The 26,201-nt window shown below is 62.1% G+C and carries 20 protein-coding genes and 3 tRNA genes; 10 read left to right on the forward strand and 13 right to left on the reverse strand.

Translation table 11 applies throughout. The features are described from left to right. The 4 genes from GTP27_RS14705 to GTP27_RS14720 form a co-directional block, all read right to left on the reverse strand. Window positions 1–550: GTP-binding protein (locus GTP27_RS14705; protein ID WP_161039937.1), on the reverse strand; the 550-nt coding region annotated here is incomplete at its 3' end. Between the two features lie 142 nt (window positions 551–692). Then, window positions 693–767, reverse strand: a tRNA-Thr gene (locus GTP27_RS14710). 46 nt (window positions 768–813) lie between these two features. Then, a tRNA-Gly gene (locus GTP27_RS14715) sits at window positions 814–887 on the reverse strand. Between the two features lie 53 nt (window positions 888–940). Then, window positions 941–1,024 (reverse strand) — tRNA-Tyr (locus GTP27_RS14720). Window positions 1,025–1,230: 206 nt separating this feature from the next. Between GTP27_RS14720 and GTP27_RS14725 the strand changes: the two genes are divergently transcribed. The 4 genes from GTP27_RS14725 to GTP27_RS14740 all read left to right on the forward strand — a co-directional run bounded on the left by GTP27_RS14725 (window position 1,231) and on the right by GTP27_RS14740 (window position 8,017). Beyond that, window positions 1,231–4,488 carry an EAL domain-containing protein gene (locus GTP27_RS14725; protein ID WP_229633939.1) on the forward strand — a complete coding sequence of 1,086 codons (3,258 nt, stop codon included), beginning with the start codon at window positions 1,231–1,233 and terminating at the stop codon, window positions 4,486–4,488. A 333-nt stretch (window positions 4,489–4,821) separates the two neighbouring features. Further along, window positions 4,822–5,874, forward strand: coding sequence for a flagellar biosynthesis protein FlhF (locus GTP27_RS14730; protein WP_161039939.1), 1,053 nt, complete (start codon window positions 4,822–4,824; stop codon window positions 5,872–5,874). Window positions 5,875–5,888: 14 nt separating this feature from the next. Further along, entirely contained in the window at window positions 5,889–7,247 is a 1,359-nt protein-coding gene (locus GTP27_RS14735) for a coiled-coil domain-containing protein (protein ID WP_161039940.1), read from the forward strand. After that, on the forward strand, window positions 7,244–8,017 hold the full coding sequence (locus tag GTP27_RS14740; RefSeq protein WP_161039941.1) for a hypothetical protein: 774 nt from the start codon (window positions 7,244–7,246) through the stop codon (window positions 8,015–8,017). The genes GTP27_RS14735 and GTP27_RS14740 overlap by 4 nt, the downstream gene beginning before the upstream one ends. 31 nt (window positions 8,018–8,048) lie before the next feature. Here GTP27_RS14740 and GTP27_RS14745 read toward each other — a convergent pair whose 3' ends face one another. Then, window positions 8,049–9,629, reverse strand: coding sequence for a DUF3369 domain-containing protein (locus GTP27_RS14745; protein ID WP_161039942.1), 1,581 nt, complete (start codon window positions 9,627–9,629; stop codon window positions 8,049–8,051). 148 nt (window positions 9,630–9,777) lie between these two features. On the opposite strand from GTP27_RS14745, the gene GTP27_RS14750 reads away from it, so the two are divergent. Then, complete coding sequence (locus GTP27_RS14750; protein WP_161039943.1) at window positions 9,778–10,251, forward strand: chemotaxis protein CheW; 474 nt, start codon at window positions 9,778–9,780, stop codon at window positions 10,249–10,251. Between the two features lie 26 nt (window positions 10,252–10,277). Here GTP27_RS14750 and GTP27_RS14755 read toward each other — a convergent pair whose 3' ends face one another. Continuing rightward, a complete protein-coding gene (locus tag GTP27_RS14755) occupies window positions 10,278–11,294 on the reverse strand; it encodes a J domain-containing protein (RefSeq protein WP_161039944.1) in 1,017 nt (338 codons plus the stop codon). A gap of 115 nt (window positions 11,295–11,409) precedes the next feature. After that, window positions 11,410–12,561 carry a class I SAM-dependent methyltransferase gene (locus GTP27_RS14760; RefSeq protein ID WP_161039945.1) on the reverse strand — a complete coding sequence of 384 codons (1,152 nt, stop codon included), beginning with the start codon at window positions 12,559–12,561 and terminating at the stop codon, window positions 11,410–11,412. Between the two features lie 70 nt (window positions 12,562–12,631). On the opposite strand from GTP27_RS14760, the gene GTP27_RS14765 reads away from it, so the two are divergent. The 4 genes from GTP27_RS14765 (at window position 12,632) to GTP27_RS14780 (ending at window position 15,199) form a co-directional block, all read left to right on the forward strand. Continuing rightward, a complete protein-coding gene (locus GTP27_RS14765; protein WP_161039946.1) occupies window positions 12,632–13,432 on the forward strand; it encodes an SDR family oxidoreductase in 801 nt (266 codons plus the stop codon). 34 nt (window positions 13,433–13,466) lie between these two features. Further along, window positions 13,467–13,865, forward strand: coding sequence for a dihydroneopterin aldolase (locus GTP27_RS14770; protein WP_161039947.1), 399 nt, complete (start codon window positions 13,467–13,469; stop codon window positions 13,863–13,865). Next, window positions 13,862–14,791 carry a tRNA 2-thiocytidine(32) synthetase TtcA gene (ttcA, locus tag GTP27_RS14775; protein WP_161039948.1) on the forward strand — a complete coding sequence of 310 codons (930 nt, stop codon included), beginning with the start codon at window positions 13,862–13,864 and terminating at the stop codon, window positions 14,789–14,791. The genes GTP27_RS14770 and ttcA overlap by 4 nt, the downstream gene beginning before the upstream one ends. Before the next feature lie 78 nt (window positions 14,792–14,869). Then, window positions 14,870–15,199 (forward strand): hypothetical protein, encoded by a 330-nt coding sequence (locus tag GTP27_RS14780; protein WP_161039949.1) that lies wholly within the window; start codon window positions 14,870–14,872, stop codon window positions 15,197–15,199. A 10-nt stretch (window positions 15,200–15,209) separates the two neighbouring features. Here GTP27_RS14780 and GTP27_RS14785 read toward each other — a convergent pair whose 3' ends face one another. The 4 genes from GTP27_RS14785 to hppD form a co-directional block, all read right to left on the reverse strand. Continuing rightward, window positions 15,210–17,000, reverse strand: a complete 1,791-nt coding sequence (locus tag GTP27_RS14785; RefSeq protein ID WP_202416805.1) for a M14 family metallopeptidase — start codon at window positions 16,998–17,000, stop codon at window positions 15,210–15,212. An 88-nt stretch (window positions 17,001–17,088) separates the two neighbouring features. Continuing rightward, the gene (locus tag GTP27_RS14790; RefSeq protein ID WP_161039951.1) at window positions 17,089–18,639 is read right to left on the reverse strand and encodes a S41 family peptidase; all 1,551 of its coding nucleotides are present in this window, start codon (window positions 18,637–18,639) and stop codon (window positions 17,089–17,091) included. A 70-nt stretch (window positions 18,640–18,709) separates the two neighbouring features. After that, on the reverse strand, window positions 18,710–22,276 hold the full coding sequence (locus GTP27_RS14795; RefSeq protein ID WP_161039952.1) for an indolepyruvate ferredoxin oxidoreductase family protein: 3,567 nt from the start codon (window positions 22,274–22,276) through the stop codon (window positions 18,710–18,712). A 170-nt stretch (window positions 22,277–22,446) separates the two neighbouring features. Continuing rightward, window positions 22,447–23,559 (reverse strand): 4-hydroxyphenylpyruvate dioxygenase, encoded by a 1,113-nt coding sequence (gene hppD / locus GTP27_RS14800; protein ID WP_161039953.1) that lies wholly within the window; start codon window positions 23,557–23,559, stop codon window positions 22,447–22,449. 126 nt (window positions 23,560–23,685) lie between these two features. On the opposite strand from hppD, the gene GTP27_RS14805 reads away from it, so the two are divergent. Beyond that, window positions 23,686–24,207 (forward strand): Lrp/AsnC family transcriptional regulator, encoded by a 522-nt coding sequence (locus GTP27_RS14805; RefSeq protein WP_155435402.1) that lies wholly within the window; start codon window positions 23,686–23,688, stop codon window positions 24,205–24,207. Between the two features lie 4 nt (window positions 24,208–24,211). On the opposite strand, the gene GTP27_RS14810 is transcribed toward GTP27_RS14805, so the two are convergent. Further along, the gene (locus tag GTP27_RS14810) at window positions 24,212–24,883 is read right to left on the reverse strand and encodes a GNAT family N-acetyltransferase (RefSeq protein WP_161039954.1); all 672 of its coding nucleotides are present in this window, start codon (window positions 24,881–24,883) and stop codon (window positions 24,212–24,214) included. Window positions 24,884–24,935: 52 nt separating this feature from the next. After that, window positions 24,936–26,198 carry a multifunctional CCA addition/repair protein gene (locus tag GTP27_RS14815; RefSeq protein WP_161039955.1) on the reverse strand — a complete coding sequence of 421 codons (1,263 nt, stop codon included), beginning with the start codon at window positions 26,196–26,198 and terminating at the stop codon, window positions 24,936–24,938. Window positions 26,199–26,201: the final 3 nt, after the last annotated feature.

Raw genomic sequence — 26,201 nt, forward strand, 5'->3', positions numbered from 1 at the left:
CGGTATCGCCGTCCAGCGCCATACGTGCCGAACCTTTAACGATAGGCAGGTCGTCGCCTGGGAAGTCGTACTTCGACAGCAGCTCGCGCACTTCCATTTCAACCAGTTCCAGCAGTTCTGCGTCGTCCACCAGATCGCACTTGTTCAGGAACACGATGATGTATGGAACGCCAACCTGACGGGCCAGCAGGATGTGCTCGCGGGTCTGTGGCATAGGGCCGTCAGCTGCGGAGCAAACCAGGATTGCGCCGTCCATCTGGGCAGCACCGGTAATCATGTTTTTGATGTAGTCGGCGTGGCCTGGGCAGTCAACGTGAGCGTAGTGACGGCCAGCGGTTTCGTATTCAACGTGTGCGGTGTTGATGGTAATACCACGTGCTTTCTCTTCTGGAGCAGCATCGATCTGGTCGTATGCTTTAGCTTCGCCGCCGAATTTTTTCGACAGAACAGTAGCGATTGCAGCGGTCAGGGTGGTCTTGCCGTGGTCAACGTGGCCGATGGTGCCGACGTTAACGTGCGGCTTGGTCCGCTCGAATTTCTCTTTTGCCATTTTAGACTCCTAACGATTTGGTGTGATTACCTGGGCTGACGCCCGACTGTCTTGATAATACTGGGTAGTTTCTGCGACGCCAGCTTTCGGCGCCTTGATCGCTGCAAGTGCAACGACCGGACCTGCGGGATACTGCGAATTCTGGTGCCCTTGACGTGGATTGAACACGTGGCCTCTCCCTTACCAAGGGAGTGCTCTACCACTGAGCTACAAGGGCTTATGGGATACTGCTGCGATGCCTGCGCATCAGACTGCAAACCAACTGGAGCGGGTGAAGGGAATCGAACCCTCGTCGTAAGCTTGGAAGGCTTCTGCTCTACCATTGAGCTACACCCGCGAGGATTTCAATTCAACTTCTTTACTGCATCACTCAGTTTTTTTGCAAAAACTTGGTGGAGGGGGCTGGATTCGAACCAGCGTACTCGAAAGAACAGATTTACAGTCTGTCGCCTTTAACCACTCGGCCACCCCTCCGCAATGAGCCGCAGAGTATGAAGCAACTACTTTGACTTGTCAACCCTGTTTTGCGTTCGTTTTTCAACGTTAGCGCACTGTTGCGATCAACTGTCTGCTTCGGGGCGAAATTGTAAACGACGCTTATGCAAAAGTGCAAGTGTTGTTTTTGCGATGAACAATTTACTATACAATCTTTCATCTACCCGAGCCCCGGAGCCCCGCAGTTGAAGCCGCGTCTTAGCCACTGGTACAGCCTGATACTGGCCAATCTGGTCCTGTGGGCCAGCTACTTCATTGTTGGCCGGCTGGGCCTGCTACTGGCGCTGCCGCCCAGCTATGCTGCGCCTATCTTCCTGCCGGCCGGTATTGCGCTGGCCGCGGTGGTGGTGGGCGGCATGCGCTTGCTGCCGGCCGTCTGGCTAGGTTCGCTCAGCATCAATCTGGTGTATCCCGCGCTATCGCCCGAGGGCATCAGCGCCAGCGCCTTCCATGGCGCCAGCGCTGCAGCACTGGGGGCGCTGCTACAGGCCTGGGCAGGCAGCAGCCTGTTCCGCCGCTACATCGATCCCGCCGTCGCCTCCGGCCGCGACGTCGTGCGCTTTATTCTGCTGGCCGGCGGCATTACCCTGATCAGCAGCACCATCTCCATCGGCGGCATGGCCATGGTGGGCGTGGCGCAGCCCCAGACCGTGCTGGCCGACTGGCTGGCCTGGTGGATGGGCGATACCATCGGCATCCTGCTGGCGGCGCCGCTGTGCTGGATACTGATCGGCCGCCCGCGCACGCTGTGGTCGCGCCGCCGCCTGCTCGTAGGCCTGCCCCTGCTGCTGTCGACGGCCGCCTTCATTGCCATCTATCTGCAGGCGGATCGCTGGGAGAACATCCAGCAGCTGCAGACGTTCCGCCTGAAAGCCCAGCAGACGGGCGATCTGCTGCAGGAACAGTTCAGCGAGCACGAGCGCTTTATCTACGCCATCGGCAAAGCCCTTAGCGATCCCCAGCGCATCCTCAACAACGAGCATTTCGCCACTCTAGCGCACGGCTATCTGGACCAGCGCCCCGAGCTGCTGTCGATGGCCTGGCTGACGCCGATCAAGCACAGCCAGCGCGCCAGTTTCGAAGCGTGGGCCAGAAGCCACATTGCCCCCGATTTCGAGATCCGCCAGCGCAACGCGCAAGGCCGGCTGGTTCGCGCCGATCAGGCCGAACGCTATGTGGCTTCGACCTATATCGAACCGGTCGAGCGGCGCGCCTATCTGGGCTACGACCTGCTGACCGAACCGCTGCGCCGTGCCGCCATGGAACGCGCGCTCAGCTCGGGTCAGCCTACCGCCAGCGCACCACTGGCCATCCTGCCCGGCAGCACGGCGCCGGGCATGCTGCTGCTGCAGACGGCCTATCCCAACAAGGACTATCACCAGCCGGTCGGCGCGCTGCTGATCGCCATGCAGTATCGGGCCTTGCTCGAGCAGGCCCTCAAGCGCGCCGAATTCCCCCACTTCCTGCTGCGCTTCGAAGACAGCGATGACGAAGGGCCGCGCCACATGATTCACGACACCCTGCAGCGTCCGGCGCATGCTGGCGACTTCCAGCGCCAGCTGCACTTCGGCGGCCGCATCTACCAGCTCACGCTGGCGCCTACCCCGGCCTATCTGCTGCAGCAGCGCGGCTGGCAGAGCTGGACCGTGCTCACCTGCGGCCTGCTGCTGTCCGGTCTGCTGGGCACGCTGATGCTGCTGATCAGCGGCGAACGGGCCCGCATCCAGGCCCAGGTAACGGATAGCACGGCGCGCCTGCGCGAACGCGAAGCACGCCTGCAGGCCATCCTCAACAAGGCGGCCGACGCCATCCTCACCATCGATAGCGAAGGTGTGCTGATGTCGGCCAATGCGGCGGCGGGCCGCCTGTTCGGCTACAACGCCAGCCACATGACGGCCCTGCCCCTGTGCCAGCTGATTCCCATCGGCGTGGGCGACGCGGCCGGCCTCGATGCGCCGGGCATGCTGCGCATGATCGCCTGCGGCGTCACCCACGAATACGAACTGAAAGGCTGGCGCAGCGACGGCAGCGAGTTCCCGCTGGCGATGTCGGTGAGCGAAGTGGAACTGCCGGACGAGCACCTGTTCGTCACCATCCTGCACGACCTGACGGAGCAGCAGATGGCGCAGGAACGCATCCACCATCTGGCGCACCACGATACCCTCACCGGCCTGTCCAACCGGCTCTCGCTCAATCTGCGCCTCGACCAGCTGCTGGCGCAGACGCGCCGCACCAATGGCCGCTGCGCGCTGCTGTTCATCGACCTCGACCACTTCAAGAAAATCAACGATACCCACGGCCATCAGGTGGGCGATCTGCTGCTGGTGGCGGTAGCCCAGCGTCTGAAGGACCTGCTGCGCGATGTCGACACCATTGCCCGGCTGGGCGGCGATGAATTCATCGTCGTCACCTCCGGCGATGTCACGCCGGCAGCGACTTCGACTATCGCCGTGCGCATCGTCGAGGCACTCAACGCGCCCTACCAGCTGCACGGCGTTTCCGTGCACAGCGGCGCCAGCGTGGGGGTGGCCATGTTCCCCGACGATGGCAACGACGCCAGCACCCTGCTGCGCCACGCCGATACGGCCATGTATGCGGCCAAGAGCCGCGGACGCGGCAACTTCCAGTTCTTCTCGGCCGAAATGAACCGCGCCACCCACGAGCGCCTGATGCTGGAAAACCGCCTCTGGCTGGCGCTGGAGCAGAACGAATTCGAGCTGTATCTGCAGCCGCAGGTGGATCTGGCCAGCCAGCGCATCATTGGCGCCGAAGCGCTGCTGCGCTGGCACCATCCGGAGCTGGGTCTGGTACGGCCGGACCGCTTTATCCCGATTGCGGAAGAGTCCAATCTGATCGTCAGCCTGGGCGAGTGGGTGCTGCAGCGCGCCTTTGACCTGCTGGCCCACTGGCGCGGCACGCCATTGGCGCATCTGCGGCTGGCTGTGAATCTGTCGGCGCGCCAGTGTCACAGCCCGGCCCTGCTGCCCTATCTGGACAGCCTGCTGGCCAGCAGCGGCATCGATCCGACCCGGCTGGAGCTGGAAATTACCGAATCGGCCGCCATGCAGGACCCGGAACGCAGCCGCGCCCTGCTGGTGGAACTGCGCTCGCGCGGCATCCGCGTGGCCATCGACGATTTCGGTACCGGCTATTCTTCGCTCAGCTATCTGAAAATGTTCGAGATCGACCGCATCAAGATCGACCGCAGCTTCGTCAAAGATATCGAAACCGATCCCGATGATGCCGTGATCGTCGCCGCCACCATCGGGCTGGCCCATGCGCTGGGGCTGGCAGTGGTGGGCGAAGGTGTAGAAACTGCGGCCCAGCGCGACTTCCTGCGCGCCAAACACTGCGATGAAGGCCAGGGCTATCTGTGGTCGCAAGCGGTGCCGCTGACGCAGTTCGAAGCCCTGCTGCAGACCAGCTACAGCGACGCCGCCTGATAGTACCGGCAGCGCGGCGCTGCCGCTGCAGGTCTATGCGCGGGTCTAGAACGATGCTTCAAAAACAATAGCAAATAGGCCTAACACCTTGTTTTTCTTGCTACATTGGCTCAGAATGACTTATTGGCAAAAATTACAAGTTACCACTTAGGCCTCACCGTCAGCGCTAGCGTCACGTGCTCGCTACTTGTGCAGTGTCGCGTAAATTGCCCCACCAAGTATTTGCTGCGTTGTGCTGCTGATGAATTTTTACTCTCCGGTCTGGACGCCGAACCAGTACTGTCCCACTCAGTCCGCTAGCAAAGCACCCTGCCGCGCATCCGGAGCACAGCCATGATCAGGCTGTGCCTGAACAGCGCATGCGCGCGCCAGTTGTTTAGCCGGCTACCCTACTGCCCGTATTGCGGCACTATCCAGCAAACGACCACTGCAGCGCGCAGCGACGCCGTTGCTCCGCCCGCCGGCGGGGTCGACACGCCCGCTGCCGCTAGTACGGAACTGGCCAGCAGCGGCACCCGTCCGGTGCCACGCCCCGGCCAGAGCACAGCGGCCCAGTTGGCGCCGCCACTAGCGCCGCAGACACCGATAGAGCAGCCCGCGCGCGCAGGCGCGCGGCCGTTAGCTGCACCGGCGCGCTGGCTGGCTGCTGCGCTGGTGCTGCTGGCAGCCGCCATCTATCTGGCCGCACCGGCCTGGCCCGAAACCGGCTACGTCGCCGTTGCCTGCGACGCGCCCGCAGCCTCGGAGCTGACGATTCTGCTGGACCTGCCGGCGCCGCTGGAGCCCTCCACCCGAGCGGAAGTATTGGTCAGACTTAGCCGGGCACTCGATGCCGAACAGAGCGGGGTACGGCGCATCAGCGTCTTCAGCACTCGCGCGCGGCACGGCGATGTGGCAACGCCCGTGGTTTCCGCCTGCGCCGCACCCACCATGCTGGGATCGCTGCTGGGCGCGCGCGGTCTGGCCCCGCAACTCAAAGCCCAGCTACTCGGCAAGATCGAAAGCCAGCTCGCCGTGCAGGACAGCGCCGCCGCACTGACGCAAGTGGTGGCCGACCTGTCGGTCAGCCAGTATCTGCGCGCGCCGCAGAATACTTTGCTGGTGTTTTCCGATCTGATCGACAAATCGGCCCGCTTCAATCTGTTCAGCTGCGACAACAGCCAGGATGTCATACACCACTACCGCGCCAGCCACGCCGGCGCGGTAGAACGTCCGGCTTTCAGGAACACCGCCGTCGATCTGAACGCCGTCCCCGATCCCGGCATCAGCCCGGCCACGGCACGCTGCCGCAAAGCCTTCTGGCAGTGGTACTTCAGCGATGCGGAAGGCCCGGGCGCCCAGCTGGCGATGAATTTTCTGCCCGGCCGGCTGAAGAAAAAAAATTAACTCTAAAGGGAATCATGAATCACCAAGACTTTGTAAAGATGCGCAACCTGATGCTGGTGTCAGTGGCTATCCTGTGCATCACCACCTATTTTCATTGGCCTGCCCTGCTCGCCATCCCGTTTGCGATCGGCCCACTCAGCTACTATCACCTGAAGATCCTATTACCGCGCGCCCATGAAGGCCTGTCCGCCACCACCATCGACAGCGTCTATTATTTCGGCTTTCTCGTCACGGTGGCCGCGCTGTGCGTGAGCGCCATCATGGTCGGCACGCGCGGCGCCGGCCAGAGCATGAGCACGGTCATCATGAATTTCGGCGCAGGCCTGATTGCCACCGCCTATGCCGTGATCGCCCGTATGCATTTGCAGAGCCGCGCCAGCCATGCTTCCGACCTCAGCATGGAAGCGGCCATGGAAAAATACGTCGCCAAGTCCACCGATCTGGTCAGACAGGTACAGATCGCTTCGGAACACCTGAGCAGCTTCTCGCGCGAAATCGTCAGCAAAACCGTCGAAGCGGGTGAACTGACACGGATCGCGGCGAGCGAGAAAATGCTCGACGTTGCCGAAGAATTCTCCGACCAGATCACCGAAGCGCTGGAAGACGCCCGCCAGGGCGTGCAGGAATTCCGCGCCGTGCTCAACAGCACTGCCTTTGCCGACGAGCGCGCGCGATACGTCGATAGCCTGAAGGAAACCGTGCTCGCTTCCAGTGCACTCAACACGGTACTGGCGGACCTGCTGGCGCAGCGGCGCGAGGAAATCAGCCTTGCCCAGCAAAATGTCAGCCACACGGGCGAACTGGCAGAACGGCTCGATGCGCTGTCGGCCCGCGTGCACGCGCTAGGTTCGGCGGACGGCGCGATGGCACAATCGGCAGCGGCGCTGCAGCACACCACGGCCATGGTAAGCCGGGCCAGCCAGGAAATTGCCGACACCGTCGATGCACTGGCGCAGACGCTGGCCCATGCGGAAGATAGCCAGGCCGCGCTGAAATCCATCGGCACCCTGAGCAAGCGCGCAGCCTATCACATCGAAACGCTGAGCCAGTCGTCCAAACAGGCGGCCGATGCGGCGCAGCACATGAGCGAACTGTCGGAATCGGCCAAGGTGCTGGTACGGCGGGTACGCAGCCTCGATGGCGTGGTCGAGAACCTGTCCGACAGCACCGCTACGCTGGCCAGTAACTTTGACCGGGCCGATACCGCCAGCAGCAGCCTGGACCAGCGACTGGCCCACTTCCCCACTCAGGCCGAGGCGATTGCCGCCTTCGGCACGCGGGTCGAGAAATCGCTGGACGCCATCGCCCGCAAAGCCGAACTGCATCCGCCAGACGCCGGCTATGCGCCGAAGGAAGTAGCGCCCCAAGCATGAAAAAGAATAATGACGTCTACTTCATTACGCTGATCGATCTGCTGGTGCAGGTGGTGTTCCTCGGCCTGCTGCTGTACGTGGTGGACAAGGCCGACGAGGAAGCTCCGGCCGCCACCGTGGAAGTCGAGCGCAGCACCATGGAGCGCCTGCTGGCTAGCGCCGGCGTTTCCAATCTGACCGAACTGACGGACGAATTAAGCAAACTGGCGCCGGTCAAGGAACTTAAAGGCACGGCCGACTTTATCCAGAAAGCCGGCGGTCCGGACGCGGCCAAACAGATTATCGAGGTGGTCAAGCAGGCCGGGGCTGGCAAACAGCTGGCGCCTTATCTGCGCGACGCCAGAGAAGCCAAGGAGATGATAGACAAGGCGGGCGGCAAGGAAAAAGTCGCGGCCATCATCAAGAAGGCGGAAGAAGGCAGCGGCAAGCCGCCCTGTCTGTTCAGCGAGGAAAATGGCAAAAAAATCGTCAAGCCGCTGGCCAGCATAGACGCAGACAATGCCGAACTGGTGTTCGAAGCCACCACGCCGGAGCTGGAAAAAGTGCTGGCGCAGATGAACACCTCCTATGGGGCGATCCGCAAGCTATCGTTTGCGGAATTCTCGGCAGCTTTCGCGCCCCTCAGCCGTATCAAGCCGGAATGCCGCTACACCCTGCGCTTTGTCGAGCGGACCAATTTTGTCCACGCGCGCGATGCTGCCAGCAAGGTGTTCTACCTCAATATCGTCAAGGCAAAAGCGCAGAACACCACGCCGGAGGCAAGCAACTAGCCACCCGCGGCTAGCCGCACGGACGTGCGGCTTAATCCGGCGTCCGGCCGATATCGGGATTGCGCTCGATCAGGTCGAGCAGGGCCGCCACCACTTCCGGATCGAACTGCTTGCCGGCGCGCTCGGTGATGTAGCTCATCACCTGCGTGTGCGGCCACGGCTCCTTGTAGGGACGCTCATGCAGCAGCGAATCGAACACATCGACCACCGCTACGATACGGGCGGAAATAGGTATCTCCTGACCCTTGAGCTGGTTGGGGTAGCCGTTGCCGTCAAAGTGCTCGTGGTGGCCGCCTGCAATTTCGGCGCCATACGTCAGATAGCTGACGCCATCGACCATCCCCGCTGCCCGCTCCAGTATCGACTTGCCGACCGCCGCATGGGTCTGCATCTGGCTGCGTTCATCGGGCGTATGCAGACCCGGCTTGAGCAGGATATGGTCGGGCGTGGCCACCTTGCCCACATCGTGCAGTATGCTGGCCAGTCCTATCATGTCGAGCAGCTGCGGGGTGAGCTGGTCGGCATACACGCCGCGCTCGTGCATGCGCTGCGCCAGCGCCGACGACAGGTTCTGCACGCGCCGCACATGGCCGCCCGTGCCGCTGTCGCGGAACTCGGCCAGATCGGCCAGCGCCACCACGGTGGCTTCCTGCGCCTTGCGCAGCTGGCCGAACATATACAGATTGTCGAATGCGGCCGCAATGCGCTGGCAGAACACTTCCAGCAGATCGCGCTGGATCTGCGCCAGCGGCCACGGCGGCGTGACGGAAATCGCCACTTCGCGGTTTTCCTGCGTATGGATGAACAGCACATTGGCCGGATGGTCGAACTGGCTCTTCTTTTCCGCAAACGCTTTGGCGATGGTGGGCCACAGCGGGTGCTCGTGCGGCATCAGTTCGTGCTCGCTGAGCGTGGTGTAATTGCCGGTGGCGGCTACCACGGTGGTACGGCCCAGATCGCCCTGCATCAGACACAGCACGCCATCGGCACCCACATCAAGAATCGCGCTGACCTGATTGAGCACGCCGGAAGCGAATTCGCGCAGCGAATGGATCTGGTACAGATTGGTGGCGCCGGCCAGTATCTTGCCCAGCCCGATGCGGCTGCGCTCGAGCATGTTCAGGCTTTCGTAGGCGCGCAAGGCCGAGATCACGGTGGTAAACAGCTTCTGCGTGGTCAGTTCGGTCTTGGCCTTGTAGTCGTTGATATCGTATTCGATGATCACGCGCTGCTCCGGCGCCTGGCCGGGCTGGCCCGTGCGCAGCACCACCCGCACGATGCCGTTATGCAGTTCTTCGCGGATGCGGCGCGCCAGCAGCAGGCCGGCGTCATCGGTTTCCATCACCACATCCAGCAGCACCAGCGCGATATCGGGCGTGGTGCGCAGAAATTCATAGGCTTCCTTGCCGCTGTAGGCCGAGTACAGTTCCAGCTCGCGCCCCTTGAACGAGACATTGCGCAGCGCCAGCCGGGTCACGGCATGGACATCGACATCGTCGTCGACGATCAGCACACGCCACAGCCGCTGTTCTGGCGATTCCTGTCCGGTGGCGGGCGCATCGTCCTCATCCTCCTGAATCAGCCAGTTGTCGTCTGCGTTGGAATCGGTCATACACATCTCCAGAGGTGCGTTGTCGTTCTAGCATAAACAGATTCCCCCCCCATGACAACCTTTTTGCAAGGGCGGGCGGACTCTGTTACGCTGCCTGTCTGGATGGCCGCAAGCGCATTGCGGCGCACAACCGATCAAGGAACCCATCATGCAAGAATCAGCAAGCGATATCACGGGCCGCGAATTCCTCGCCTTCACGCTAGGCGCCGAAGAATATGGCATCGATATCCTCAAAGTGCAGGAAATCCGCGGCTATGAAACCGTGACGCGGATCGCCAACGCCCCTGCCTTCATCAAAGGCGTGATCAATCTGCGCGGCATCATCATTCCGGTGGTGGACATGCGCATCAAGTTCAATCTGGGCGAGCCCGTGTATGACCAGTTCACCGTGGTCATCATCCTCAACATCGGCGGACGGGTAGTCGGCATGGTGGTGGACTCCGTCTCGGACGTCACCACGCTGATGCCGGAACAGCTGAAGCCGGCGCCGGACATGGGCACCGCCTTCAGTCACGAGTACATGATCGGTCTGGGCACCATCGACGAGCGCATGCTGATTCTGGTCGATATCGACCGGCTGATGGCCAGCGAAGAGATGGGTCTGTCCGACGTCGAAGCTTAGGCCGGATCGGGCCGGCCTGGGCCGGACTAGTTGCTGACCGGCGGCGTCAGTGCCGCCGGGGTCGCTGCAGCCGTACGGCTAGGATGGTCGCAACCGCTGCGGTTAGCGCCCTGATCGAGATTCTGGTAACGCACTTCGTACTTGCCGTTCGCCAGCTTATCCACTACCAGTTTGTCATGCGCCTGCACATAGGCGTAGCGCACATTCGAATGGCGCTCGGTATCGTAAATCTTGATGAACACGGCCGATGCATTGGCGCCGTTATCGAGCAGCAGCTGCATGTCGTCACCCTTGTTCGCTACCGGGAAACCGGACATATAGCCCGACTGGTCCGGCCACGGCTCGCCGTTGGGCGCCAGCAGCGTCTGCTGCTCCACCTCGCACTCGGGCGCAGCATTCGGCAACAGCACCTGCGACAGCGCCTGTACCTTGATGGGCGCCTGCTTGCTGTTATTGGCTTCCGGATAATTGGCCTGTGCTGCGGCCCAGGCTTCGCGCATTTCCGCTTTGGGATCGGGCGCCGGCGGGCGGGCCGCTGCCCGCGCTGCACGGTCCGGACTTTCCGACTTGTTACCCCAGGCGGCAGCCAGTGCGCTCGACAGCAGATGCGGTTCGTTGACCATGGTGACCCCGGCCACCCAGCCCAGCACCAGACAGGCAGCCATGCCGCCCCACCAGCGCCAGGCGCTGCGCCGGAACGGCCGCGGCGAGTCGTCTACCGGCTCCGGGCTCCAGGCCCGCTCCGGCGCCTCGTGGCGCGACTTGTCGCCGCTGCGCTGGTCCTCGTTGCGGGTGCTTTCCAGCCATTCGATTTCCCACTCTTCGGCCGCAATCCACTCGTCATGTTCCTTGCGCCGCTGCGGGTCGGACAAAGTATTGTAGGCACCGTTCAGTATGGCCATGATGCGCGCAGCCTTCTCATCACCCGGATTCTTATCAGGGTGGTATTTCTGACTGAGTGCCTTGTAGGCAGCACGTATGACCTCCTGCGGTGCCATACGGGACACCTTCAGGTTGTCATAGTGAGTGTGTATCTTTGCCATCGTTCCAATTATTGTCCGGCGAGCGCGCGTCCTTCATGATAGCCGATCTGGCGTGGTGCAACGCAATGATCTGGCATGGAAAGGGCTTGCTATTCTAGCCACTGTGCTTTTCTGTCTACAGGCGGTGGCTGCGGTCCTGCGCCAGCAGCGTCTCGGGCAGGCTCACGCCATGGCCGATCAGCAGTACCTTGAACAGTTCTCCCATTTCGGCCGGCGACAGCAGCTTCTGCAGCGCCCGCGCCTGCGGCAGATAGCGCAGGCTGTCGGCAGGGTCGGTACGCAACAGTAGTTCGCTGGCGCCTGCCGCGATCAGGAAGCCCGCTTGATTCAGATAGCCCAGCACTTCCGCGCCGGCGTCCTGCGCTGCCAGCGCCATGGCGGTGAAATCCACGTGGGCGGTAATGTCCTGCAGGCCCGGATAATAGAACGGGTCGGGATGGGCATGGTGGCGGTAGTGGCACATCAGGGTGCCGGTGGCGCGCTGGAAAAAATAGTATTCATGGCCGGGGAAGCCGTAATCGAACAGCATCGCCGCGCCGCCCCGTCCGCGCGTCAGCATCTGGCTCAGCGTGGCCATGAAAGCACAGGCCACGCTGTGCACTTCCGTCACATAGCCCACCGGCAGGCTGTCATGCTCGGGGATCTGGCGTGCTATCTGGGCCAGCACGGCGGCGCTGGCCGGCACGGGCAGATAGTCGAAGCGGCCATCCCTGACGGTGACCTTGAGTTCCTGCCAGCCTTCCGGATGGCGGATCACCAGCTCGACCGGCATGGCATCGAGCACCTCGTTGCCCAGTACCACCCCGGTGAACGATTCCGGCAGGGCATCGAGCCACTCCACCTGGGGAAAATCGCGCAGCTTGTCCTGCTGGCGGCCGCGCAGCTCGCCGGACAGCTCGACGATCACGTAGCGCTCGATACGGATGCCCAGCAAAGCCATCTCGCTCAGCACGTCGAAGGCCAGCTGGCCCGTGCCGGCGCCGAATTCGAGGATGTGCGGCGCAGTTTGGGCGATAATAGCGGCTGCCGCATGCGCCAGCGCCGCACCGAACAGAGGCGTGAGCTCGGGCGCGGTTGTAAAATCACCATCTTTTCCCAGCTTGGCCGAGCCGCCGCTGTAATACCCCAGAGCGGGGGCGTACAGCGCCAGCTCCATATAGCGGGAGAAGGAAATAGCACCATCGTGGGCCGCAATCTCGGCGGCGATCTGCTGCTGCAGGGCGTGGGACGCGGCCAGCGCGTCACTGGTAGGGACAGGTAAGGACATAGGCGGCATTGTAACGAATCGGCAGGCCGCGCCGCCATTTTAAGCGACAAAATTAAGCGACAAAACAGCTATGGATCATCCACAACACAGCGCTGCACCAGCCACCGCCGCTGCCCCCGCACCGGTGGCCATGGTCACGGGAGCGGGCCGCCGCATAGGCCGCGTGATCGCTCTGACGCTAGCCCGCGCGGGCTGGGATATCGCCGTGCACTACCGTAGCTCGGCCGGCGAAGCGCACCAGCTGGTCGGGGAAATCAGCGCGCTGGGCCGGCGTGCTGTGGCGCTGCAGGCCGACCTGGCCGACGAAGCGGCCGTGCGCGCACTGGTACCGGCCTGCGTAGCCGCACTGGGCAGCCTGCGCTGCGTGGTGAATAACGCCTCGCTGTTCGAATATGACAGCGCGGCCGATTTCTCCATCCGCATGCTGGACGCCCACATGCATGCCAATCTGGCTGCGCCGGTACTGCTGGCGCAGGCCCTGCACGCTGCCACCCCGGCTGGCCAGCAAGCCGTGGTCATCAACCTGCTGGATCAGAAACTGTACAATCTCAATCCGGATTTCCTGTCCTACACCCTGTCCAAGGCAGCGCTGCACACGGCCACCACCATGCTGGCCCAGCAGCTGGCGCCCAAAGTACGGGTGGTGGGTGTGGCGCCCGGCATCACCATGGTCTCGGGCGAGCAGACCGAGGCCGGTTTTGCCAGCGCCCACCAGCAAACCCCGCTGGGCCGTTCCAGCACGCCGGAAGATATCGCCGAAAGCGTGGTCTACGCTGCTTCGGCCCGTGCCCTGACCGGCACTACCCTGCTGGTCGACGGTGGCCAGCACCTGATGCCCCTGCCGCGCGATGTGATGTTTCTGGCGCAGTAAGCACCGAATAATTTAAACGAAAGAAGGTAATTCCATGCTGTCCGCCCTGTACCACCCGCAACTGAGCGATTGCCGTCGCCTATTCCTGCGCAACTATGAAGTGCTGATCAATATCGGCGTGTACGAATTCGAGAAAAAGGGCGAGCAGCGCTTGATGATCAATGTCGATCTGTACATCCCGCTGGCCGTCTCCACCCCGACCCACGACCAGCTCGATGAAGTGGTGGATTATGACTTCATCCGCGACACCATCGCCAAGCTGATGGCACGCGGCCACATCCAGCTACAGGAAAGCCTGTGCGACGACATCGTGCGCGCGATGCTGGCCCACCCGCATGTACGCGCAGCGCGCGTCTCGACCATGAAGCCGGATGTGTATCCCGACTGCGAAGGCGTGGGGGTGGAAGTCTTCAGCATCAAGGAGGGCGTATGAGCGTCGCCAGCCCCGCCGCGCAAACGGCCGCCAGCGGCAAGGCGGCGGAAAAGATCGCGCTGGAGAACAACAAGCTGCACAAGCGCCTGTGCCGTCTGGTCGGCCAGGCCATCGGCGACTTCAACATGATCGAGGATGGCGACAAGGTGATGGTCTGCCTGTCCGGCGGCAAGGACAGCTACGCCCTGCTCGATATTCTGCTGACCCTGCGCGAACGCGCGCCCATCCACTTCGACGTGGTGGCAGTCAATCTGGACCAGAAGCAGCCGGGCTTCCCGGAAGATGTGCTGCCGACCTATCTGACCGGTCTGGGCATCCCCTTCCATATCGAAAATCAGGATACCTACAGCATCGTCAAGCGGCTGATCCCGGAAGGCAAAACCACCTGCTCGCTGTGCTCGCGCCTGCGCCGCGGCATCCTGTATCGCGTGGCCGATGAACTGGGCTGCAACAAGATCGCGCTGGGCCACCACCGCGACGACATCCTCGAAACCTTCTTCCTGAATATGTTCTTCGGCGGGAAGCTCAAAGGCATGCCGGCCAAGCTGGTGTCCGATGACGGCAAGCACATGGTGATCCGCCCCATGGCCTACGTGAAGGAAGAAGATACCGAACGCTATGCGGAAGTGAAGAACTTCCCCATCATTCCCTGCAATCTGTGCGGCTCGCAGGAAAACCTGCAGCGCAAGCACATCAAGGGCATGCTGCGCGAGTGGGAGAAAAAGCATCCGGGCCGGGTGGAAAACATCTACTCTTCGCTGTCGACGGTGGTGCCTTCGCACCTGATGGACCGCGAGCTGTTCAGCTTCACCGATCTGCAGATCGACGGTGTGGCCAATCCGCTCGGCGATATCGCTTTTGACGAAGACCCGTGCTCGACGCCCGCCACGGTGCCGGGCATCATACCCCTGCAGCGCGACCTGTAAGCGCTTCCTGCTCCCCCTGCATGAGCATGGTGGCGCTGCAGCTGGCGCCACCACCATGACTCAGGGATAAGGAATAAGATGACTCTCAAAATACAGAGCGATGCCTTGCAGGCATCCGTGCAGGCCAATTTTTCCGCCAGCCGCCAGAGCGGCGCTACCGGCTTTCAGGCTGCGCTGGAAAAAGCCAAGAAGCCCAGCGCCGCGCAGGAGCTGGACGACTACATGCGCAAGTCGCCCGCCGAACGCATGGTGGACATCATCCTGAAAAGCATGGGACTGACGCGCGAAGATCTGGCCAGCAAGTCGCCCGAGGAACAGACGTCTATCATGCAGAAGGTCAACCAGATCCTCAAGCAGAAGATGGAAGAAGCCGCTGCCAAACAAGGCAGCGGCAATACGCTACTGTAATCAGAACGTATCAGTAAGTCTGTGCCGTGCGCAGCACGGGATACAGATTGAAGCGCTCGTCCCACGAAGGATGGCGGCGGGCGAAGAACTCCAGCCGCTTGGCCGGGCTCTGGTTAAACTCCGCATCGCTGTCGCGCTTCTTCTGGAATTCCTCGCGCAGGGCAGGATCGGCTTCCAGCTGTTCGCGCGCCACCTGCTCGGCCACATACTCCTCCATGTATTCCTTGCGCTCGAAGGCGTTATTGAATTCGCCCCAGGCCAGCAGGGAATCGGCGCCGCGCGGTTCCAGCATGGTCATTACCAGCCGCGCCTTGGGCTGGGCGATCGGCACGAACAGCGAACCCTTGAGCAGACTGCGGCGCTCGCGTGCCCAGTCGCCTTCCACCGTCAGGCCCTGATGGCCTTCGAACGACTGATTGGCAAACGTGGCCTTGGTGGCGCGGAAGGTTTCCACTTCGGCCGCCATCTGGTCGGCGCCCAGCACCTTGTACTGTATGCCGTGTACCTTCAGCCGTGCCGCCACGCGCGCTGCTTCGGCCTGCGGTACCAGATAACCGCCTTTGGGTGCAGCCACGCGCAGGTCCGGCACCACTTCGTCGCGCAGCGGCACGCTCCAGATCTGCGGCTTGCTTTCGTCGTACACCGTCATGGTGCCGCCCGAAACTTCCGAATAGCCGCGGGTATAGGCATAGCCGGGGAATTCGATCGTCTTGCTGTTGAAGGTGGTGCGATAGCTGAGCGGGAACTCGGCGCCGCCCAGCGTCATGGCGCGCTGGTCGGCCTGCTGCACCAGCTTCTGCCAGTCCTTGCCATGCTGGGCCACCTGCGACAGCAGCGAAACGATGGTGTTGCGGGTGATGCGCACGCGGGTCGGGTAGTCTTTCCACGAATGGGTTTCCACCAGCATGGCAAAGCGGTTACGCATAGGGAAATAGCCGGTGGAGAAGCGTGGCGTCGACATCGAATCGACGAAGCCCGACATCGGATCATCTTCCTTGGCAAACGAGATGTAGTAGGGCTTGGGGTCGGAACCCAGCTGCTTCAGATCGGCCATCACGGCCGTCTGCAAGGCCAGACCGGCGCGCTTCAGATCTTCATCGCCGCCATGCACCGGCTCCACCTGTATCGAAACATCAGGCTGGAACTTGGCGCCATCGGTCACGTGCAAATCGATATAGGCCAGCGGATCCCAGGCGTTCACCAGCGCCAGCATAGCCTGCATTTCCGGCGCATCGGCTTTGACGTAATCGCGGTTCAGGTTGTAGTTCTGCGCCGTGGTGCGCCAGCCCATTTCCACCGGACCGCGCTGGTTAGGCCGGTTCCATTTGCCGAAACGTTCATGCCCATCGACGTTAAACACCGGTACGAACAGCAGCACCTGCTTGTCCAGCGCGCCTGCAGCAGCCTTGTTCTCCAGCGCTTCGCGCAGGGCCAGGAAACCGGCGTCCTTGCCATCGATTTCACCCGCATGGATACCGCCCTGCACCAGCATCACCGGCAGGCCGCGTTTCTTGGCCTGCTCCGGCGTCAGCGCGCCGCTGCGCGAGACGGCCAGCGCCAGCATGGGGCGGCCTTCCGGCGTGCGGCCGAATTCGAAGCAGCGCACCGCTTGCGGATAGGCTTTCTGGAAGCGCGCGCACAGCTCCACCACTTCATCGTAGCGGCCCGTGTGCTGGAAGCCGGAGCGCTCGGAAATAGTGGTGAGTGCAGCGCCACTGGCAGGTGCAGCAGCATAGGCGGCGCCCAGCGGGGCGGCGGCAAGGGCAAAGGAAAGGGACAGCAACAGGGCAGAACGTCGCATCGGCATGGCTCCGGTTAGATGCCGGTGCGCTCGATGGCACCGGTCAGATGGAAAATTATAATCGGCTTTGCGCCACCTTACCGCAGGCTCAGCGCCGCTCGGGCAGAATGGCGATTTCTTTCAGTGGCGAACGCACCTGTACCACCGCCGCCGCTGCACTGCCGCTGCTGCCTGCGTCAGTACCTGCCTGCGCTGGCACTCCGCTACGCCCGCCCATCCGCGCCGCACTCGCGCAGGAAGCTCCGGCGTTCAGACGCAGGGCAGTGGCCAGCAGTCCCTCGGCCGGATCGCCAAGCGCGTGGCTCATGTCGTCATCCACCTTGCAGTCAGGCGCAAAGCCCTCGTCGAAATCGCCCCAGCCCTTCTGGTTGGTGCCCTGATACTGCACCATGAAATAGGTGGTGCCGCAGTTGGCCATGGGGATAAAGGCATACGGCTTGCCGCAGGTCTGCCCGCCCACCAGCCGCACCTCGATATCGATGCCGCGCAGGCCGTTGATCAGCGCCTCGCTGGCGGAACAGGTTCCCGGACCGGTCAGCAGCGTCACGCGCTTCAGGTCCAGATGCGGCAGCACGGTACCGAACGGCAGTGGCTGGGAGGCTCCAAGGCCGACGGCACGGTCAATAAAGCTGGTAGGGCGGCCGGGATTGAGGCGGCCATTGGTTGCATAAGCCATAAACACCTTGCCGCTACTGGCGCCCGGTCCGGCGATCATATAGGCCAGCTGGCTGGCGATGGTGACCTGCCCGCCGCCGTTGTAGCGCATATCGAGCACCAGTTCCTTCACGCCGGCATCGCGGAATCGCGTCATGGCCTCGTACAGCTGCCGCTCGGCCGGTGCATTATGGCTGGTGAAATTCAGATAGCCGGTCTTGCCCGCCGCAGTATCGAGCAGCTGTGCCGACTGCACGGAGAGCGCGTTGACCGAACCGGCAAGCAACGCAGTGTCGAACAATCGGCCATCGCGCCACCACGTAAAGGTATGCGGCTGATTCGCGCTGGCCGGCGCAAGGGCCGCATTGAAGCGCGCTACGGCTGCCGTATCGCCGCGATAGATGAAGTCTTCGCCATCGATCATGATCAGCTGGTCGCCACGCTGCAAACCGGCTCTGGCGGCAGGCGAACCGGCATCGACCATGGCTATGCGCCACTGGCGCGGCACCTGATTGGCACCGGCATTCCAGCTGATGCCATAACCGAGCTCCACGCCCGCGGACAAGGCTTCCCAGACCTCGTTCGGATAGCTGTAATGGAAGCGGTCCTTGGGGTGCCCGCTGGCGAGCAGCTTGGGCGTTTTGAGCGCATTGAAATAGGCCACTACCGTGGGATAGTCGCTGGCCTTGATGGCAGGGACCTCGCTGCTCCACAGATAGGTCTCCTGCGTAATCGCGCGGATAAAACCTTTTTCGTCAGCCTGGCTGCCGGGCTGGTTCTGCACCGGCCCCGCATGCATGACTTCACAACGGTTCCACAATTCCAGCGACGTGCCGGCGCTAGCATCGGCATAGCTTACGGGAACAGGATCAGGCGGTACCGGATCGGGTACAGGCGGCACCACGGCGGGTGTGGAAGAACCGCCGCAGGCCGTCAGCATGACGGCCAGTGCAGCGCAGGACAGCGGGAGTAAGGGAAATTTCATCGACAGGAATTATAGACAAACTGTCCGCCATTCCTGCCGATGTTTATGATTGCTTACAAATTTATAACAATCAGGCTGCGTGTGGCGCCGCTTGCTGGTCCGCTTTGGCGAAATCGGCCAGCAATGCAGCCTCCTTGCGCTTGGCGGCAGCAAAATGACGCTCCTTGACGTGGCCATAACCACGGATATCTTCCGGAATGCTGGCAATCGCTACTGCCTGTGCCAGATTTTCCGCCGTCAGCTTGGGCAGCAGGCCTGCCACCGTCTGGCGGTAGTCCGTGATCAGCTGGCGCTCCATGCGGCGCTCTGCCGTGTAGCCGAAGATGTCGAGCGCGGTACCGCGCAGGCCCTTGAAGCGCGCCATAACGGCAAACGCTTTCATCATCCACGGACCGTATTCCTGCTTGAGCAGACGGCCTTGCGTGTCGTGCTTGGCAAACAGCGGCGGCGCCAGATGGAATTTCAGCTTGATATCGCCATCGAACATGCCGGCGATCTTCTGCTGGAACGCGCCATCGCTGTACAGACGGGCTACTTCATACTCGTCCTTATAGGCCATCAGCTTGTAGTAGTAGCGTGCCACCGCTTCGGTCAGACGGGTAGTCTTGCCCAGCCTGGCCTCCTCGGCACGCACCTCATCGACAAACGATTTATACTGTTTAGCATAATTCGCATCCTGATAGGCGGTCAGCAGTTCCACCCGCTTGCTGATGATGTCGTCCAGCGTCTGGATGCGCTTGAACTCGATCACCTTGGCAGGCGTGGTCATGCGGGTGACGGCCGCCAGATCCTGTGCTGCCGTGCGGCCCCAGTTGAAGGCGGCCTTGTTAAAGCCGACCGACACGCCATTGAGTTCGATCGCTTTGAGCAGCGAGGCTTCGCTCAGCGGCACATGGCCTTTCTGGAAAGCGTAGCCCAGCATGAACATATTGGTGGCAATCGAATCGCCCATCAGGGCAGTAGCGATCTGGCCCGCATCGACGAAGTCCACCTGATTGCTGCCGCAGGCACGGGTGATTTCATTGCGCGACGGTTCGTCAGGGAACTGCCAGTTAGGGTTCTTGACGAAGGCGGCAGTGGAAGAACCGGTCGAGTTGATCATGGCGTGGGTACGCCCTTCGCCCATGCGCGAGAGCGCATCGCGCGAAGCCGTCACGATCAGATCGCAGCCGATCACCAGATCGGCACTGCCGGTACCCACGCGGGTGGAATGCAGATCGCTCTGCTGATCGGCCAGACGCACGTGCGACATCACCGGACCGCCCTTCTGGGCCAGACCGCTCATGTCGAGCACAATGGCGCCCTTGCCTTCGACGTGGGCGGCCACGGCCAGTATCTGCCCCACCGTCACCACGCCCGTACCGCCGATACCGGTGATCAGGATGCCGTATGGCTGGGCCGTCGATGGCAGTACGGGATCCGGCAGCGCCGCTTGCGGGGCTTCGCCCGTGGCGGCCTTCTTCGGTTTCTTCAGCGCGCCGCCTTCCACCGTCACAAAGCTCGGGCAGAAACCGGTGACGCAGGAGAAGTCCTTGTTGCAGGAGGACTGGTTGATCTGGCGCTTGCGCCCCAGTTCCGTTTCCAGCGGCTCCACCGACAGGCAGTTCGACTGCACCGAGCAGTCACCGCAGCCTTCGCACACGGCTTCGTTGATCACGGCGCGTTTGGCCGGATCAGGGTATTCGTTGCGTTTGCGGCGGCGGCGCTTCTCCGAGGCGCAGGTCTGGTCGTAAATCATGGCCGACACACCGGGCTGGTCACGCAACTCGCGCTGCACGTCCATCAGTTCCGAGCGGTGGCGCACCGTTACACCGGGCGCCCAGTTGTAATCGGACGGATATTTTTCCGGCTCGTCGGTCACCACGATAATCGGGCTCACGCCTTCGGCCGCAATCTGGCGCGAGATCATGCCGGGATCGAGCGGACCGTCGAAGTTCTGTCCGCCCGTCATGGCAACAGCGTCATTGAACAGTATCTTGTAGGTGATATTGACCTTGGCCGCCACGGCAGCGCGGATTGCCAGTATGCCGGAGTGGAAGTAGGTGCCGTCACCGAGATTGGTGAACACATGCTTTTCGTTGGTGAACGGCGCCTGTCCCACCCATGTGACGCCTTCCGCCCCCATGTGGGTGAAGGTGGAAGTTTCGCGGTCCATCCACAGCACCATGTAATGGCAGCCGATACCTGCCAGCGCACGCGAGCCTTCCGGTACTTTGGTGGACGAGTTGTGCGGGCAGCCCGAGCAGAAGTAAGGCGTGCGGTCGGTTTCCGGATTCGATTTCAGTGGCAGCGATTTTAGCGCCAGCTCTTTGGCTTCGAGGAAGGCCACGCGCTCGCGCACGCGATCGGCCACCGGATGGCCGTCGCAGTAGTGGGCGATACGCGACGCGATGGCGCGGGCGATCTGGGCCGGATTGAGTTCGTAGGTAGCGGGCAGCAGCCAGTCGCCGTGGCCGGTCTTGCTGTTCTTGCTCCACTCGCCGGTATCGTCGAACTTGCCCACCACGCGCGGGCGCTTACCGTCCGGCAGGTTGTACAGCTCTTCCTTCAGCGCGTATTCGAGGATCTGGCGCTTCTCTTCCACCACCAGTATCTCGTCCAGACCTTCGGCAAACTCCTGCACGCCTTCCGCTTCCAGTGGCCAGGTCATGCCTATCTTGTACAGGCGGATGCCGATATCGGCCGCAGCCTGCTCGTCGATGCCCAGATCGGCCAGCGCCTGACGGGTATCGAGATAGGACTTGCCGGCCGTGATAATGCCGATCTTCGGCTTCGGGCTATCCCAGATGATCTTGTTGAGTTTATTGGCGCGGCAATAGGCCAGCGCGGCGTACCACTTGTAGCTGTTCATCCGTACTTCCATATCGAGTACGGTGTCGGGCCAGCGGATATTCAGGCCGCCTTCGGGCAGTTCGAAATCTTGCGGGATTCTGATCTGCACGCGATCCGGATCGAAATCGATCACGGCGCCCGATTCGATGATGTCGGTCACGCACTTCATCGATACCCACAGGCCCGTATAGCGGCTCATGGCCCAGGCGTGCAGGCCGTAGTCGATGTATTCCTGTACCGAGGATGGATACAGCACAGGGATGCCGCAGGCATTGAGGATGTGGTCGGACTGGTGCGCCGTCGAGGACGACTTGGCCGCATGGTCATCGCCGGCCAGCACCAGCACGCCGCCATGTTTGGCCGAACCGGCATTGTTGGCATGTTTGAACACGTCGCCGCAGCGGTCCACGCCGGGGCCTTTGCCGTACCACATGGAGAACACGCCATCGTATTTGGCGTCTTCAAACAGATTGGTCTGCTGCGTACCCCAGACAGCGGTAGCGGCCAGATCTTCATTCATCCCGGGATGGAATTTCACGTGGTGCGCATCCAGATACTTCTTGGCTTTCACCGCCGTCATATCCACACTGGTAACAGGGGAACCACGGTAGCCGGTGATGTAGCCGGCCGTATTTAGGCCAGCTTTCAGATCGCGTTCGCGCTGCATCATGGGCAGGCGGATCAGCGCCTGCGTCCCCGTCATAAAGGCACGGCCGCGCTCCAGCGTCCACTTATCGTCGAGGGAAATTTCGTGGTCCGAGTGCGAGCCCGGCTCCAGTTGCGAGCCCTTGTGAGGTGCGTTCATATTGTCTCCATTATTGTTTTGGCCATGCACTGCAGGGCCGTTTTCGGCCCGTTGGTGCGCGTCGGGGGTACTCTTGTGAAGCTCTCCCGGCGGTTATGTGTGTGGTTAGTTTTAGGGTACCACAGGCCGCTGTCCCGTTCTGTGCGGGACTAGCGGCTTTTCACCCTTGTTTAAGCGGCAGCCGGGTCTTTCAGCACGCCACGACGGATCTGATCAAGCTCGATCGATTCGAACAGGGCGCGGAAATTACCTTCGCCAAAACCTTCGTCGCCTTTACGCTGGATGATCTCGAAGAAGATCGGTCCGATCACGTTCTGGCTAAAGATCTGCAGCAGCAGTTCGCGCGAATTTTCGCTGCTGCGGCCGTCGACCAGTATGCGCAGGCGGCGCAGTTCGTCCAGATTCTCGCCATGCCCCGGCAGGCGGCGATTCACCAGATCGTAGTAAGTCTCGATGGTGTCCTGGAAGATGATGCCGGCGTCTTTCAGCGACTGCACCGTCTTGTAGATGTCATCGGTACCGAGCGCGATGTGCTGGATGCCTTCGCCGTGGTATTCGTCGAGGTACTCGGCGATCTGGGATTTGTCATCCGACGATTCGTTGATCGGAATGCGGATTTTGCCGCAAGGCGAAGTCATGGCTTTCGACTTCAGGCCGGTCAGCTTGCCTTCGATGTCGAAGTAGCGCACTTCGCGGAAATTGAACATCTTCTCGTAGAAGTCGGCCCATTCTTTCATGCGGCCACGATAGACGTTGTTGGTCAGGTGGTCGATATAGGTCAGGCCATGGCCGACCGGATTGGCCACCGTGCCCGGTATGGCCACGAAGTCCACATCATAGATGCTGATATCGCCGATGGCACCTTCGGTGCCGCCGTTCTTGCCGCGCCAGCGGTCTACCAGATACACCAGCGAATCACCCACGCCCTTGATCGCCGGGATGTTCAGTTCCATCGGACCGGTCTTGTTATCGAAGCCCCAGGCGCCCTGCTCCAGTGCGCGCTGATAGGCAAAGGCGGCATCCTTGACGCGCAGCGCGATGGCGCAGACGGACGGGCCGTGGGTGCGGGCGAAACGCTGGGCGAAGGAATCCTGCTCGGCGTTGATGAGGAAATTGATATCGCCCTGACGATACAGGGTCACGTTTTTGTGACGGTGGCGCGCGATCGCGGTGAAGCCCATGCTCTCGAACAGCTTGCCCAGCGCGACCGGATCAGGTGCGGCGTACTCGACGAACTCGAAGCCATCCGTGCCCATCGGGTTATCCCAGGGGGTAAATTGCATGCTAGTCTCCTTGTTTGAATGAGGCACAGTATAGTGGCCTTCCCACGGCATTAAATTGCAAACAATTCCCCAAGTTCGCACTTATGCGCAATAATATTGCATGCATTTCCGAATTAAGAGGGTTTTATGACCAAAATTACGCTAGACAAAACTGACCGCAAAATTTTGGGTATCTTGCAGGCCGATGGCCGCCTGTCGAATCAGGACGTGGCCGAGCTGGTGGCGCTGTCGCCCTCGCCCTGCCTGCGCCGCATCAAGCGGCTGGAAGAAGCGGGCGTGATCCGCCAGTACGTGGCCCTGCTCGACCCGGACAAGATAGGCCTCGGCCTGCTGGCCTACGTCAACGTGCGGCTGGAAAAGCACAGCGAGGCCGGTGCGCACAGCAATGCCCGCGCGCTGGGAGCGCAGAATGCTCCCGCTTCGCCCCGTGCCGACTTCGCCGTTTCGGTGGAACAGTGGCCGGAAGTGGTGGCCTGCTACGCCATGACGGGCGAAATGGACTATCTATTGCGCGTCCACGTGGAAGATATGGACCACTTCTCGCGCTTCATGATGGCCACCCTGCTGCGTCATCCGGCCGTGCTGGACGTAAAATCCAGCTTTGCCCTGCAGCGCATCAAGGACACCACGGCGCTGCCGCTGGTGTAAATACTCAGGGTTTGCGCCCCAGCAGGCGGTCCAGCCATTTGAGGGCAAAGCGCTTGTTGGCTTTCAGGGTGTAGTCGAGGGTGGCGAACTGCTCGTCCAGGGCTTCCTGCAGCACGCTGGCCGGATTGGCCGGCAGCAGTTTCAGATAGGCGTCGGCTTCGCCGTAATCGCGGTGGATTTCCATGCCGGCCTTGCGGGCGATGTGCATCATCGTCTTGTTCGACGACAGGCAGTGCATATATAAGGTATCGACATCGTCGTTGCGGCAGTGGATGGCGGCGCGCTCGAACAGCTTGGAACCGACGCCCTTGCCCCGTGCCGAACGGCTGACCGAGACGCCGAATTCGGCCACCCTCTCCTTTTCCGTGACACCGCTCTGCGTTTCCGCACGCGGAGCAAACGCCAGATGCCCGACCGCCACCAGCTGGAACACGCGGTTATACACCCCGAACACCATGTCGCGGCCGAAGTCGATGCGGTTGACATAGTTTGCTACCTGTTCGTCCGGCAGCATGCTGCCAAAACGCAGCAGCCGGTCGCTCGCTTCCAGCCCGAGGAAGTGCTTGAGCATGCGGCGCCGGTCGCGCTCTTGCAGCGCCTTGACCAGCACCGTAGGCCGGCGCTTGCCAGCTTTCCAGCGGCGCAGCGGGTTCTGAAACAGATCAGGCGAGTCCATAGATCCTAGCGTGGTTTGTGCAGTGCAACATCCAGCTCATTGTACCCTGTTTTCAGGGCGCCGCTACGGACGCATCGTCCACGCCAGCCGACGGCAGCGCCGCCGCTACTGCGTGCACGCGGGCCTGATGCACGCGCTGCGGAATCTGCGCCGGCTGCTCGCCGCAAGCGCGGGCAATTGCCCCCGCATCGACCGCGCGGGCAGCGGCCAGCGCCTGCTCCAGATGGGCGCGCTGCGGGAACGGCGTGTCGCGGTAGCTGGTCTGCGCACCGATACGGCCGCGCGCATCGCATTCGGTAGCGGCCAGCATCTGGAGAAAGCGGGCCGGTTTGCGGAAAGCGTCGCAACGCTCGAGCAGCTTCACCATGGTGTTGGCACGCAGTTGCAGCGCCCGCCCCACATTGCCATGCTCGCGCGCGGTCATCACGGCCAGATCGCGGCATTCGGTCGGCACGCGCAGGCGCTGGCACACCGCCTCCACCAGCGGCACGCCCAGTTCTTCATGGCCATGGTGGGCCGGCCAGTTGGCCGCCGGCGTCACACCCTTGCCCAGATCGTGCAGCAGACAGGCTACCCGCACCGGCAGCTCCATGCCCAGTTGCGCTGCGCAGTCCAGCACCTGCAATACATGGGTACCCGTATCGATTTCGGGATGCCATTTTTCCGGCTGCGGCACGCCCCACAGCGCATCGAGCTCCGGCACGATGCGCGCCAGCGCGCCACAGGCGCGCAGCACTTCCAGCATGCGCGATGGCCGCGCTTCCATCAGACCGCGCGACAGTTCCTGCCACACCCGTTCCGGCACCAGCGCATCGACTTCGCCTTTGGCCACCATCTGCTGCATCAGCGCCATGGTTTCCGGCGCAATGCTGAAATCGGCAAAACGCGCAGCAAAACGGGCCACGCGCAGGATGCGCACCGGGTCTTCTTCAAACGCCGGCGAGACGTGGCGGAAGATGCGCTGCTCCAGATCGCGCACGCCGCCGTAAGGATCGGTCAGCGTGCCATCTTCGGCGCAGGCAATCGCATTGATGGTGAGGTCGCGCCGGATCAGGTCCTGCTCCAGCGTCACCTCGGGCGATGTGTGGAAGACAAAGCCCCTGTAGCCGGGCGCGGTTTTGCGCTCGGTGCGGGCCAGTGCATATTCTTCCTGGGTTTTCGGATGCAGGAAGACGGGGAAGTCTTTGCCGACGGGGCGGAAGCCCAGTGCCAGCATGTCTTCCGGCGTGGCGCCGACTACCACGTGATCGTGATCCTGCACGGCCAGTCCCAGCAGGCGATCGCGCACGGCGCCACCGACAACATAGATCTGCATACG

This window comes from Duganella qianjiadongensis, from assembly GCF_009857915.1.
In the GTDB taxonomy this organism is placed as follows: domain Bacteria; phylum Pseudomonadota; class Gammaproteobacteria; order Burkholderiales; family Burkholderiaceae_D; genus Rugamonas; species Rugamonas qianjiadongensis.